This window comes from Microbacterium sp. AZCO (assembly GCF_039614715.1).
Classification (GTDB): domain Bacteria; phylum Actinomycetota; class Actinomycetes; order Actinomycetales; family Microbacteriaceae; genus Microbacterium.
In genome coordinates this window covers 3,332,267-3,344,797 of the sequence record NZ_CP154857.1, presented here as the reverse complement: position 1 = coordinate 3,344,797, position 12,531 = coordinate 3,332,267, and the positions used below count along the sequence as shown (strand labels likewise).

Genomic DNA, 12,531 nt, shown 5'->3' with positions numbered 1-12,531 from the left:
ACATTCGTCGGCGCACCTGAAAGGGGTGCGAAATGCCTGAAGATTCGAAAATCGACGTCTCGGCGGTGCGCAAGGCGGTGGCCGACCAGGGCCTGCGCTGGCGCGTGCTGGCCGAGCCCGTCGTCCGCGGCCTCGGCGCCGAGGATGTGCCTGCCGACCAGGTGGCCTTCGCGGAGGCGTACGGCGACGAGCTCATCGCCCGCATCAAGGACGGCGACCAGGACGTGCTGCTCAACCGCCTCATCCGGCCCGACCTGCTGAAGTTCCACTTCCTCTTCCGTCCGCGCCGGTGGGACTGGCGCGATCGCGGCGCGATCGGCCCCGTCACCGACCAGGGGCAGTGCGGATCCTGCGTGTCGTTCGCCACCGCGGGACTCGTCGGCGCGCAGGCCGCGATCGAGCTCGGGATCGCGCCGGTCGACCTGTCCGAGGCCGACCAGCACTTCGCCTCGGCCCACGGCGCGAACTGCGGCGGGTGGAACAACCAGTCGTCGCTCGACGAGGTGCGCCGTCGCGGCATCGCGGTGGAGGGGTCGTTCCCCTACATGTCGGCCTTCGACTCGCCGCCGGCGTTCGGCGGCGACAACCTGTGGATCGCGCACGACCGGACGCAGCCGCTGCGGGCCCTGCGCTCCTACGGCATCACGAACTCCACGGCCCACACGGGCGACGACCGCAAGCTCTACCTCGCCACCGTCGGACCGCTCATCGCGGCGTTCACGGTCTACCAGGACTTCGACGTCTACGGCGGCGGCCAGTACAGCCACGCGTGGGGCAACGTGCGCGGCGGCCACGCCGTGCTCGTCATCGGCTACGACGACGTCGAGGGCAGCTGGATCTGCCGCAACTCGTGGGGCACCACGTGGGGCGGGCCGGCCGATCCCGACGGCACGGGCGCCGGGTTCTTCCGCATCAAGTACGGCGACAGCAACATCGACAACCAACCGATGTACGGCGCCCGCGGCGTGCGGCCGCCGCTCCTGCGCCCGATCATCATCAACCCGGTCCGGCTGGAGGAGCTGCGTCGCGTGCCGATCCCCGATCCCGGACCGCTGCGCGTGCAGGAGCACGCACCGATCCACTGAGCCTGGGTCAGCGGACGGCCACGCTCAGGGTGACCGTGCGCAGCACGGTCCGATCCCAGGGGCGTATCAGGTGGGCGACCACCCGGTACGCCCCTTCGGCGTCGGCGACAACGAGGGGGAGGGAATCCACCGGAGCGCCCGGGATGCCGGTGGCCGAGGTCGCGGTCGCACCCGACGGGTCCGCCGTTTCGCTCACCGAGGCCCCCGTCTCGCCCGCCGCGCGCAGCCCGTCGGGCAGCTCGAGCCGCCATTCGGCGCCCGTCGCGGCCCCCGCGGGAAGCGGCAGTGCGAACGGCTCGCCGACCGTGCCGACGGCGTCGGGCGGCGGCGCCGAGTCGCCGGCCGGCGGTGACGCCGGCTCGCCGTCGGGACTCAGTCCTTGTCGCGCCGGTTCATCCGGCGGTACGCGATGATCCACGTGATCAGTGTGCCCACCAGGACGACGATCGTCACCCCGTAGAGCACGGCGAGGTCTGGCGGCATCAGTTGGGCCTCCGTCCGGCTGCGGCATCCGTCACGATCTTGTCGACCCGCGCCGCGCGCGTCTCGGGCCGGCGCGCGCTGTCGACCGCGGCGATGCCGAACTTGCGGCTCGAGGGCGGGAAGGCGTCCCAGTTGGCGCGGGCTGTCGCGTCGGCGTCGAGCGCCGCCGCGAGGTCGTCGGGCTCGCGTAGCGCCTCGGCGTTGTCGAGGATCGTCCACGACCCGTTCGTCTTGGCCAGCTCGACAGCCTTGATGCCCGCAGGCGCCATGAGCCCCTGCTCCTCGAGCAGCAGCAGCCGGGCCTTGTTCGTCGCGGCCCAGCCGCTGGAGGGCCGGCGCGGCGCGAACCAGAGGCCGCCGGTCTGCTCGTCGAAGGAGCGCACGGGTCCGTCGATCCACCCGAAGCACAGCGCCTGCAGGATGGCGTCCTCGTACTCGATCAGGTCGAGGCCCGAGCCCGGCCGGGGCCGGACGAGCCAGGCGCCCTTCGACGTCGCGTGATTCTCCTCGAGCCACGCGCGCCAGGTCGCGGCATCCTGAGCGAAGACGCGCTCGCCCTCGTCGAGCGCTCCCATCAGAGTCCCTCGGGGAGCTCGGACTCGACGTCCTCGTCGGACAGCAGGTCGGCGACGGAGTCGAGCACCTCGTCGGGCCGGAAGGGGTAGCGCTCGATCTCGGCGGGATCCGAGATGCCCGTGAGCACGAGCACCGTGTGCAGGCCCGCCTCGATGCCGGCGACCACATCGGTGTCCATACGGTCGCCGATCATTCCCGTCGTCTCGGAGTGCGCGCCGATGCGGTTGAGCGCCGAGCGGAACATCATGGGGTTCGGCTTGCCGACGACGTACGGCTCCTTGCCCGTCGCCTTCGTGATGAGGGCCGCGAACGAGCCCGTGGCGGGCACGACTCCCCACGGCGTCGGGCCCGTGGCATCCGGATTCGTGACGATGAAGCGCGCCCCCGCGTTGATGAAGCGGATGGCCTGCGTGATCGCCTCGAACGAGTACTGCCGCGTCTCGCCGACGACGACGTAGTCGGGCTGGGTCTCGGTCATGATGTAGCCGGCCTCGTACAGCGCCGTCGTGAGGCCCGCCTCGCCGATCACGAACGCCGTGCCGCCGGGCAGCTGCGAGCGGAGGAACTCGGCCGTCGCGAGCGCCGACGTCCAGATGCGGTCCTCCGGCACGTCGAGGCCCGATCGGCGCAGCCGCGCGCTCAGGTCGCGGGGCGTGAAGATGGGGTTGTTGGTGAGCACGAGGAACGGCGTCGCCGTGTCGCGCCACTGCGCGAGCAGCTCGGACGCCCCCGGGATCGGGCGGTTCTCGTGGACGAGGACTCCGTCCATGTCGGTCAGCCAGCACTCGATGTCGGCGCGTGTCCGCATGGGGCCAGCCTATCCGGGCCTCCGGACACGTAATCTCTAAGCCGTGGCTCGCCCCGACTGGGATCCCCAGCACCTTCCCGACCTTCGCGGACGCACCTATCTCGTGACGGGCTCCAACGCCGGCCTCGGCTTCTTCTCGGCCCAGCAGCTCGCGCAGGCGGGGGCGCACGTCATCATGAGCGCCCGCAATCCCGCCCGGCTGTCAGCCGCTCGCGCCGCGGTGCTGACGAAGGTTCCGGATGCCTCGATCGAGAGCCTCATCATCGACACGAGCAATCTCGGGTCGGTCCGCGCCGCCGCCGCGACGGTGCGCGGCCGCGGACGGCTCGACGGCGTGCTGCTCAACGCCGGCATCGTGCACGCGCCCAAGCACCGCGAGCAGACGCAGGACGGGAACGAGCTCGTCTTCGCGACGAACGCGCTCGGCCACTACGCGCTCGGCGGCGAGCTGCTGACGACCCTCGCGGCGTCGTCCGGCCGCATGGTCTGGCTCGGGAGCATGTCGACGACGATCAGCCCGTACGACCCCATCGACCCGCAGCTGCGGGAGAACTACTCGCCCTGGCGCGCCTACGTGCAGTCTAAGATCGCGACGAGCGTGCTTGGCTTCGAGGCGGATCGCCTGCTGCGAGCCGCGGGCGTGCACGTCTCGAGCATCGTCGCGCACCCCGGCTACTCGACGAGCGGCCGCACCCCGGAGGTCGCCGGGGTCAACGAGCCGAGCCGCTCGACCCGTATCGTCGACGGACTTCAGGCCGCCTTCGCGCAGTCGAAGGAGCGCGGCGCCTGGCCGCTCGTGCGGGCGCTCGTCGATCCGACGGTCGCCGGCGGGGAGTTCGTCGGCCCGCGCTACGGCACCCGCGGAGAGCCCCGCATCTCGACGCCGTCGCGCATCGTCCGCAGCATCGAGATCGCCGAGCGCATCTGGGCCGTGTGCGAGGACGCGACGCGCCTGCGCTGGCCGTTCGACAAGGCGGCCAAGGTCAAGAGGCGCTGACCGGACGGGTCAGGCGCTGAGCCAGACGGCGCTCGCCGCGGCGTCGGGGAGGGCCACGACGGCGTCGCCGATGCGCAGGGTCGCGGCATCCTGGACCGTCGCGATCGCGCCCACCGCGACGCCCGCGCTCTCGATCGAGCGCAGCAGCTCGGGGTCGCGGTCGCTCACACGGAGCACGCGGCCGCTGTGCCCGGCCGAGGCCGCGCCGAGGAGGACGAACGGCTCCCGCTGCACGCGGCCCGCGGCATCCGGGATCGCATCGCCGTGCGGATCGTGCGTGGGCCGGCCGAGTCGCTCGTCGATGCCCTCGAGCAGGCGATCGCTGATGGCGTGCTCGAGCACCTCGGCCTCGTCGTGCACCTCGTCCCACCCGTAGCCGAACTCGCGCACGAGCCACGTCTCGATGAGCCGATGCCGGCGGATGATCGCCGCAGCGCGTCGCTCGCCCTCGTTGGTCAGGCCGATCGGGCCGTACGGCCGGTGCGTCACGAGATCCTGCGCCGCGAGCTTCTGCACCATCTCGGTGACGCTCGACGGGGCGAGCCCGAGCTCGCCCGCGAGCTGCGACGGCGTGATGCGATCGTCCTGCCACTCGGTGTGGTGGTAGATCGTCTTGAGATAGTCGTCGATGGCGGGGGACGGCACGCAGAAAGGCTACCCGCCGGTGAACAGCAGCCAGAGGAGCGTCGCGTTGAGCGCGATGAGGAAGAGGGATGCCGCGACCCCCGCCGTCGTCGTCGCGGGGTGGCTGCGGAACCGGCCCAGCACATCGCGCCGCGCGGTGAGCGCGACGAGCGGGATGAGGGCGAACGGGATGCCGAACGACAGCACGACCTGGCTCAGCACGAGGGCGACAGTGGGGTCGAACCCGACTCCGAGGATCACGAGCGCCGGAATGAGCGTCACGAGACGGCGCGCGAGCAGCGGCACGTCGATGCGCAGCAGGCCGTGCATGATCTCCGCGCCCGCATACGCGCCGACCGACGTCGAGGCGAGACCGCTCGCGAGGAGGCCCACGGCGAACAGCGTCGCGACGACGGGACCGAGCCCCGCGTAGAGCGCGTCGTAGGCGCCCTCGAGCGACGTCGTGCCCGGCACCCCGGCGAGGTTCGCGGCCGCGAGCAGCAGGATGCAGAGGTTCACCGTGCCGGCGATGATCATCGCGATCGACACGTCCCAGCGGGTCGCACGCAGCAGCCGGCTCGTCGGGATCCCTCGAAGCTCGGCGAGATCCGGCCGCTGCGGCGGGGCCCCCGCCGCCGATAGCCCCTGCGCCGATGCCCCGTGCGCCGATGCCCCCTGCGCCGATGCGCCCTTCGCCGATGCCCCCGCCGCAGCGTCGGAGATCGCCACGTCGCCGGGCCGCGGCATCCCTCTGCCTCCTGCGCTGCGGCGATCTCCTGCGCTGCGGTGCGAGGCCGGGGCGCCGGCATCCATCCCCCCGGAGGATGCCGGCGGCCCGGCGGGCGCGAAACGATCCCGCGCGAGCGCGCTGTGCGCGTAGATCGCGTGCGGCATGATCGTGGCGCCCAGGATCGAGGCAGCGAGCAGCACGGAGCCGGCCCCCTCGAACCGCGGCACGAGGCCCGCGACGACGCCCGCCGGATCGGGCGGTGCGACGACGACCCCGAACGTGAAGCCGACGGCGATGACGACGATGAGCCCGATCACGACGAACTCGAACGTCTTGGGGCCGCGGCGGGACTGGATGAGCAGCATCACGATCGACACGGTGCCCGTGATCGCGCCGCCCCACAGGAGTGGGATGCCGAACAGCAGGTTGAGCGCGACCGCGCCGCCGATGACCTCGGCGATGTCGGTCGCCATCGCGACGAGCTCGGCCTGCAGCCAGTAGGCCCGGCGCCCCCAAGTGCTGCGGATGCGGCGGCCGAGCGCCTCGGGGAGGCTGAGCCCCGTGACGATGCCGAGCTTCGCGGACAGGTACTGGATGAGCCAGGCCATGACGTTGCCGAGCACGACGACCCAGACGAGGAGGTAGCCGTACTGGGCGCCGGCCGTCATGTTGCTCGCGACGTTGCCGGGGTCGAGGTAGGCGACGCCGGCGACGAGGGCAGGGCCGATCAGCCACGCGGCGCGCGGCACTCCGCCACGGCGCGGGGTCTCGACGACGGCGGGGGCCGTCGCTGTTTTCGGCATACCGAAAACCTACGCCCGATTTCGGGATGCCGAAACCCTGAGGGCGAGGCGGGTCGCGCGGGGGTCCGCGGCTAGCCTGAGGCGGTGACCGACGAGCCCGCCGACGCCGAGCCGCAGCTGCCGTACGGCGTCGGACCCTGGCCGGGCGAGTGGCCCGACGACGCGCGGCTCGACCCGGAGCTGCTCGCCCACGGCGACACGCGCAACGTCGTCGACGAGTACCGCTACTGGTCGATGGACGCGATTGTCGCGGACCTCGATCGGAAGCGGCATCCCTTCCATGTCGCGATCGAGAACTGGCAGCACGACATGAACATCGGCTCGATCGTGCGATCGGCCAACGCCTTCCTCGCCGCCGAGGTGCACATCATCGGCAGGCGGCGCTGGAACCGCCGTGGCGCGATGGTGACCGACCGCTACCAGCACGTGCGGCACCACGAGGATGTCGACGCCTTCGCGGCCTGGGCGGAGGCCGCATCCCTGCCGGTCATCGCCGTCGACAACGTCGACGGCTCGGTGCCCGTCGACCGGGCGGAGCTGCCCGAGCGCTGCGTGCTGCTCTTCGGGCAGGAGGGCCCTGGGCTGTCGCCCGAGGCGCTGGCCGCGGCATCCCGGACCGTCGAGATCACGCAGTACGGCTCGACGCGCTCGATCAACGCCAGCGCCGCGGCCGCCGTCGTCATGTACGAGTGGTGCCGCCGCTGGGCGTAGCGGGTCAGGCGCCGGCGGTCATCCAGGCGGCGCCGCGCACGCGCCAGCCGAGCGTGCCGAGACGCGCGAGCATGTAGACGCCGAAGAACGCGACCGACAGCCACGCGAGACCGGCCGCGCCGGTCGGCTGCAGCCACGCCAGGATCGCGAGGAACGGCAGGAACGGCACGAGGTTGATGCCACCCGCGACCGCGAGGTAGCGGCCGTCGCCGGCGCCGATGAGCACGCCGTCGAGCACGAACACGACGCCGCAGATCGGCTGGGCGACGGCGAGCACGATGAGCGCCGGCTGCACGAGCGCGGCGATCTCGGCGCTGCCCGTGAAGAGCAGGCCGATGATGCCCGACAAGACGCCGATGACCGCGCCCACGAGCACGCCGAACCACACGCCCCACGCGACGGTGCGGCCCAGCACGCGGTGCACGAGCGGCTGGTCCTCGGCGCCGAGGCCCTTGCCGATGAGGGCCTGCGCCGCGATCGCGAGGGCGTCGAGGGCGAATGCAGCGGTCGAGAAGATCGTGAAGGCGACCTGCCAGCCGGCGAGCTCCTCCGTGCCGAGCGCCGTCGCGACGACGACGGTCGCGAGGAGCGCGACGCGCAGCGAGACGGTGCGCAGGAACAGCCAGCCGCCCGAGCGCGCCGACCCCCGCACACCCTCCCGATGAGGGCGGATGGATGCCTCGTGCCGGCGTGCGAGCCGGCCGACGACCACGACGTATGCGGCGACCATGCCCCACTGCGCGACGACCGTGCCGGCGGCGGAGCCCGCGATGCCCCAGCCGAGGCCGTAGATGAACGCCCAGTTGAGCAGGGCGTTCGCGGCGAAGCCGAGTCCGGCGATCCAGAGCGGCGTGACCGTGTCCTGCAGGCCGCGCAGGAGACCCGTCGCGGCGAACACGACCAGCATCGCGGGGAGTCCCCACATCGAGATGCCGAGGTACGTCACGGCCTCCGCGGCGACGCCGGGCGTGGCGCCGAAGAGCCCGACGAGGAACGGCGTCGCGACGAAGCCGGCCAGCGCGAGGATCGCGCCGAGTCCGAGCGCCAGCCACATGCCGTCGATGCCCACGGACACGGCCTTCGTCGGATCGCCCGCGCCGAAGCGCCGGGCGACGGCGGGCGTCGTGGAGTAGGCGAGGAAGACCATGAGCCCGACGATCGTCTGCAGCACCGCCGAGGCGATGCCCAGGCCCGCGAGCGGCTCGACGCCGAGGTGCCCGACAAGAGCCGAGTCGACGATGAGGAACAGCGGCTCGGCGATGAGTGCGCCGAGCGCCGGCACGGCCAGCCGCAGGATGTCGCGGTTCAGCGTGTCGGGGGCCACGCTCCGAGCCTACGGCGGGTGCGGCGGCCGCTCCGTCGGCGGATCGCGCCCGCGTCCGGGGATGTGCTCCGTCGGAAGACCGTGCCTGCGTCGGAGGATCGCGCCTCCGTCGGAGGATTCCCGCCGAATCGTCCGACGATCGTGATCTTCTCCGACGGGAGGCATCCAGGTTTCCGTGTCGGAGGACGGCATATCCTGGTCGAATGACCGAGAGCCCCCGATCCGGTCTCACGCTCGATGAACTGAGCCCTGAGATCCGCCCGCAGGACGACCTCTTCCGCCACGTCAACGGCGCGTGGCTCGCGCGCACCGAGATCCCCGACGACAAGGCGCGCTGGGGCTCCTTCCACCTCATCGCGGAGCAGGCCGAGAAGGACGTCCGCGCGATCGTCGAGGAGTCGCAGCAGGCGGAGCCCGGCAGCGAGGCCCGCAAGATCGGCGACCTCTACTCGAGCTTCATGGACACCGGCCGCATCGCCGAGGCGGGCGCCGCCCCGCTCGCGGAGCGCCTCGCGAAGGTCGACGCCGTCACGTCCGTGCCCGAGCTGCTGCGGACGGTGGGCGAGTTCGAGCGGGACGGCCTCGGCGGCATGATCACGCTCTACGTCGAGCCCGACCCGGGCAACCCGACGCGCTACCTGCCGTTCCTCGTGCAGGGCGGGCTGTCGCTTCCCGACGAGTCGTACTACCGCCTCGAGAACTTCGGCGAGACGCGCATCGCCTTCCGCGAGCACGTCGAGAAGATGCTCGCACTCGCCGGCATCGCCGAGCCCGCCGCATCCGCCGACCGCATCACGACGCTCGAGACCGAGCTCGCCGCGCACCACTGGGACAACGTCCGCAGCCGCGACGCGGTCGCGACCTACAACCTCAAGACGTGGGCCGAGGTGCAGGAGCTCGTGGGCGTCGACCTGCAGCCGTGGCTCGACGGCGTCGCGCCGGGGCATCCCGATGCCTTCGCCGAGGTCGTGGTGTACCAGCCGAGCTTCCTCGAGGGCCTCGGCGCGCTCCTCGTCGAGGACCACCTCGAGGACTGGAAGGCGTGGCTGCGCTTCTCGGTCGTGCACGCCGCCGCCCCGTTCCTCACCGACGAGTTCGTCGACGAGAACTTCGCGTTCTACGGCACGCAGCTCACCGGCGTCCCGGTCATCCGCGAGCGCTGGAAGCGCGGCGTCGGCCTCGCCGAGGCCGCAATGGGCGAGGCGATCGGCAAGGTCTACGTCGAGCGTCACTTCCCGCCGGCCGCGAAGGAGGCGATGGACGAGCTCGTCGCGAACCTCATCGAGGCCTACCGCCGCTCGATCGCCGAGCTTCCGTGGATGAGCCCCGAGACGCGCGAGCGCGCGCTCGCCAAGCTCGACGCCTTCACGCCGAAGATCGGCTACCCGGTGAAGTGGAAGGACTACTCGGGTCTCGAGATCGACCCGGCCGACCTCGTCGGCAATGTCGGCCGGTCGCACGTGCTCGAGCACGATCGCCAGCTCGACAAGGTCGGCAAGCCGATCGACCGCGACGAGTGGTACATGACGCCGCAGACGGTGAACGCGTACTACAACCCGCTCATGAACGAGATCGTGTTCCCCGCGGCGATCCTGCAGCACCCGTTCTTCGAGGCGGATCGCGACGCGGCGGCCAACTACGGTGGCATCGGCGCCGTGATCGGGCACGAGATCGGCCACGGCTTCGACGACCAGGGCAGCCGCTTCGACGGCGACGGGTCGCTGCGCGACTGGTGGACCGACGACGACCGCGCAGCCTTCGAGGAGCGCACGAAGCACCTCATCGCTCAGTACAGCGAGCTGACGCCGCAGGGCCTGTCCGACGAGTACAAGGTCAACGGTGCGCTCACGATCGGCGAGAACATCGGCGACCTCGGCGGGCTGGGGATCGCCATCAAGGCGTACGAGCTGTCGCTCGACGGCGCCGAGGCGCCCGAGATCGACGGGTTCACCGGCATCCAGCGCCTGCTGCTCAGCTGGGGTCAGATCTGGCAGCAGAAGGGTCGGGATGCCGAGACCATCCGCCTGCTGACGATCGACCCGCACTCGCCCAACGAATTCCGGTGCAATCAGATCGTGCGCAACATCGACGCGTTCTACGATGCATTCGGCGTCACCGACACGGACGCCCTCTGGCTGCCCGAGGACCAGCGCGTCACCATCTGGTGACACGCCCCATGCCGCCCGGGTACCCGGTCGGGCGGCATGACAACGCGATACCCGTTCCAGCACCCCGCAAGACACGACGACGATGTACCTGTTTCGCGCCGGCCGGCGCGCCTTTCACACCCTCCCGAACACCCCGAAAGGAAGCGGCCTCGTGGGCACGTCCCCTGAGCCCTCTGACCGCGCCCTCGACTCGCTCCGCGGGTCGAGGCGCGGCAACCGTCGGCTCCCCAAGCGCGCGGCTGTGGGGCGCCGCTCGTTCACTTCCACGCTGAAATCGCTCGACGAGCTCGCGGGCTTCGGCGCGCGCATCTCGGTGCGCGTCAACGACCTCGACCGCGGCACGTCGGTGCTCTCGGGCGACGACTTCGTGACGCTGCCGGTCGCCGGGCTCGGTGTCGTGCCGCTGCTCATCGAGGTGGCCGCCGGCTTCGAGGCGGGCACGCTCGACCCACTCGAGATCGTCGAGCGGTCGTCGATCGACCCCGTCGCGGTCGGGGGCGTGTGGCAGCACCTCAAGGCGCCCGCTCTGCCGCTCTCCGACCTCGCGGTGCTCACCGCGGCGACGGGCGACGCAACGGCGGCCAACCTCCTCATCACGCGCGTCGGCCTCGAGGCCGTGCGTGCGCGCATCGAAGACCTCGGCCTCTCGCGCGCGGCGCTGCTCGACCGGTTCCGTGACGAGCGCGGCCCCGACGACGCGCCCCACTTCGCCCTCGGCTCGGCACGCGAGCTCGCCGAGGTGTTCGCGGCGCTCGTCAACTCGCAGGCCGTGTCGCCCGGGGTCAGCGCGCAGGTCGCCGAGTGGCTGAGCCTCAATCACGACCTGTCGCTCGTCGCCGCGGCGACGGGCCTCGACCCGTTCGCGCACGAGAACGACGAGCACGGGCTTCTCTTCATCAACAAGACGGGACGGGATGCCGGCATCCGCGTCGAAGCGGGAGTCATCGCCGGTCCCCGGGCGGGCGTCTCGTATGCGCTCATCGTGTGCTTCGACGACCTCTCGATCACGCACCGACTGCGCGTGCACGACGCCTTCCGCACGCTCGGCGTCGACCTGATGGAGTACGTCTTCTAGTCGGCTGCGACGCAGGGGGATGACGAGATCAGCGTGAGCTCGGTGCCGTTCGCCGTCTCGGCCGACTGCACGCTGACGAGCGACAGGTCCGGCGCGACGAGCGAGACGAGGAGGGAGCCGTCGGTGTCGAGCGTGTGCCGGCTGAGGCGCCAGTCCTCGAACCGGCCGCCCACCTCATCGAGCCAGCCGGCCTTGTCGAACGCGGGGTCGACCACGACGACGCGATGGATCTGGACGAGCTTCTTGTCGGGGTTTCCGGGGCACGGCTCCTCGGTGGCCGACCCTTCCTCGTCCGACCGGATGAGGTCGGAGGGAAGCGTCCCGACGACCGCGTCGAGGTGCTCGGCCGCTTCGGCCTCGGCTGCGGCCGTGGACTGGGCGCCGGCGAGAGGCAGCAGGATCGCCGCGATCGGGACGCTGATGAGCAGGAGGGAGAAGCAGACGAGGAGGACGATGGTCGCCCTGTTGCCCTGCCGCCAGAACCGGCGGGCGACCTTTCCCGGGTACCAGATCCGGGACCACTCGGGGACGGGGCTCACGGATACAGCCGGTCGACGAGCGAGAGGCCGCGACGCGCCCACTCGATCTCGCCGCGAGCCCGTTCGACGAGGCCCTCGTACGCGAACCGCTTGTAGGCGATCGTGCGCTCGCGCTCGGACTGCGGCGTCACGGCGAGCCGGCGCATGAGCATGGGGTTGGCGACGGCGTCGATGCGGGCGATCTCGCCCTCCCACTGCGCGAGCTCACCCTCCCACTCCGAGATGTGCGCCTCGAGGAAGCGGCGCGCAGCCTCGGGCGTGGCCGTCTCGAGGTAGGCGGCGCGGAGATGCGCGGGGTCGCGCACCCGCTGGTAGTCGAGGGGAGTGGCCATCCAGTCGAGGAACGCCTGGTTGCCGGCATCCGTCACGTGATACAGCCGCCGCGTGCCGCGCTCGCCGCGCGTCTGCTCCTCGGCCTCGACGAGCCCGTCCGCCTCCATCTTGCGCAGCTCGGGGTAGATCTGCGAGTCCGGCGCGTGCCACACGTGCCCGACCGACTGGTGGAACTGCTTCTGCAGGTCGTAGCCCGACAGCGGCCCGACGCGCAGGATCGCCAGCAGTGCGTAGCGCAGACTCATCGGACTCCTTCCGCCTCCGAGCGTACCGAC

General features: G+C 71.5%; 13 protein-coding genes. 5 read left to right on the top strand and 8 right to left on the bottom strand.

Translation table 11 applies throughout. From position 1 onward, the window contains the following. Positions 1–32 precede the first annotated feature (32 nt). Positions 33–1,085 (top strand): C1 family peptidase, encoded by a 1,053-nt coding sequence (locus tag AAIB33_RS15260; RefSeq protein WP_345800814.1) that lies wholly within the window; start codon positions 33–35, stop codon positions 1,083–1,085. Between the two features lie 7 nt (positions 1,086–1,092). On the opposite strand, the gene AAIB33_RS15255 is transcribed toward AAIB33_RS15260, so the two are convergent. The 3 genes from AAIB33_RS15255 to AAIB33_RS15245 all read right to left on the bottom strand — a co-directional run bounded on the left by AAIB33_RS15255 (position 1,093) and on the right by AAIB33_RS15245 (position 2,952). Continuing rightward, entirely contained in the window at positions 1,093–1,503 is a 411-nt protein-coding gene (locus AAIB33_RS15255) for a hypothetical protein (protein WP_345800813.1), read from the bottom strand. Between the two features lie 64 nt (positions 1,504–1,567). After that, entirely contained in the window at positions 1,568–2,143 is a 576-nt protein-coding gene (locus AAIB33_RS15250; protein WP_345800812.1) for a YdeI/OmpD-associated family protein, read from the bottom strand. Continuing rightward, the gene (locus AAIB33_RS15245) at positions 2,143–2,952 is read right to left on the bottom strand and encodes an HAD-IIA family hydrolase (RefSeq protein WP_345800811.1); all 810 of its coding nucleotides are present in this window, start codon (positions 2,950–2,952) and stop codon (positions 2,143–2,145) included. The genes AAIB33_RS15250 and AAIB33_RS15245 overlap by 1 nt, the downstream gene beginning before the upstream one ends. A 43-nt stretch (positions 2,953–2,995) precedes the next feature. Between AAIB33_RS15245 and AAIB33_RS15240 the strand changes: the two genes are divergently transcribed. After that, positions 2,996–3,949 (top strand): SDR family NAD(P)-dependent oxidoreductase, encoded by a 954-nt coding sequence (locus AAIB33_RS15240; RefSeq protein WP_345800810.1) that lies wholly within the window; start codon positions 2,996–2,998, stop codon positions 3,947–3,949. A 9-nt stretch (positions 3,950–3,958) separates the two neighbouring features. Here AAIB33_RS15240 and AAIB33_RS15235 read toward each other — a convergent pair whose 3' ends face one another. Next, positions 3,959–4,594 (bottom strand): metal-dependent transcriptional regulator, encoded by a 636-nt coding sequence (locus AAIB33_RS15235; protein WP_345800809.1) that lies wholly within the window; start codon positions 4,592–4,594, stop codon positions 3,959–3,961. A 9-nt stretch (positions 4,595–4,603) separates the two neighbouring features. Next, positions 4,604–6,106, bottom strand: a complete 1,503-nt coding sequence (locus AAIB33_RS15230; RefSeq protein WP_345800808.1) for an Nramp family divalent metal transporter — start codon at positions 6,104–6,106, stop codon at positions 4,604–4,606. An 84-nt stretch (positions 6,107–6,190) separates the two neighbouring features. Between AAIB33_RS15230 and AAIB33_RS15225 the strand changes: the two genes are divergently transcribed. Next, the gene (locus AAIB33_RS15225; protein WP_345800807.1) at positions 6,191–6,817 is read left to right on the top strand and encodes an RNA methyltransferase; all 627 of its coding nucleotides are present in this window, start codon (positions 6,191–6,193) and stop codon (positions 6,815–6,817) included. A gap of 4 nt (positions 6,818–6,821) precedes the next feature. Here the strand turns inward: AAIB33_RS15225 and AAIB33_RS15220 are convergent, their stop codons facing one another. Then, positions 6,822–8,141 (bottom strand): MATE family efflux transporter, encoded by a 1,320-nt coding sequence (locus AAIB33_RS15220; RefSeq protein WP_345800806.1) that lies wholly within the window; start codon positions 8,139–8,141, stop codon positions 6,822–6,824. Between the two features lie 203 nt (positions 8,142–8,344). On the opposite strand from AAIB33_RS15220, the gene AAIB33_RS15215 reads away from it, so the two are divergent. Next, positions 8,345–10,309 carry a M13-type metalloendopeptidase gene (locus AAIB33_RS15215; protein ID WP_345800805.1) on the top strand — a complete coding sequence of 655 codons (1,965 nt, stop codon included), beginning with the start codon at positions 8,345–8,347 and terminating at the stop codon, positions 10,307–10,309. 151 nt (positions 10,310–10,460) lie between these two features. After that, positions 10,461–11,384 (top strand): serine hydrolase, encoded by a 924-nt coding sequence (locus tag AAIB33_RS15210; RefSeq protein ID WP_345800804.1) that lies wholly within the window; start codon positions 10,461–10,463, stop codon positions 11,382–11,384. Here the strand turns inward: AAIB33_RS15210 and AAIB33_RS15205 are convergent. Further along, complete coding sequence (locus tag AAIB33_RS15205) at positions 11,381–11,923, bottom strand: hypothetical protein (protein ID WP_345800803.1); 543 nt, start codon at positions 11,921–11,923, stop codon at positions 11,381–11,383. The two genes, AAIB33_RS15210 and AAIB33_RS15205, sit on opposite strands and share 4 nt — an antisense overlap. Then, positions 11,920–12,501 (bottom strand): PadR family transcriptional regulator, encoded by a 582-nt coding sequence (locus AAIB33_RS15200; RefSeq protein WP_345800802.1) that lies wholly within the window; start codon positions 12,499–12,501, stop codon positions 11,920–11,922. Before AAIB33_RS15200 ends, AAIB33_RS15205 begins: the two co-directional genes overlap by 4 nt. Positions 12,502–12,531: the final 30 nt, after the last annotated feature.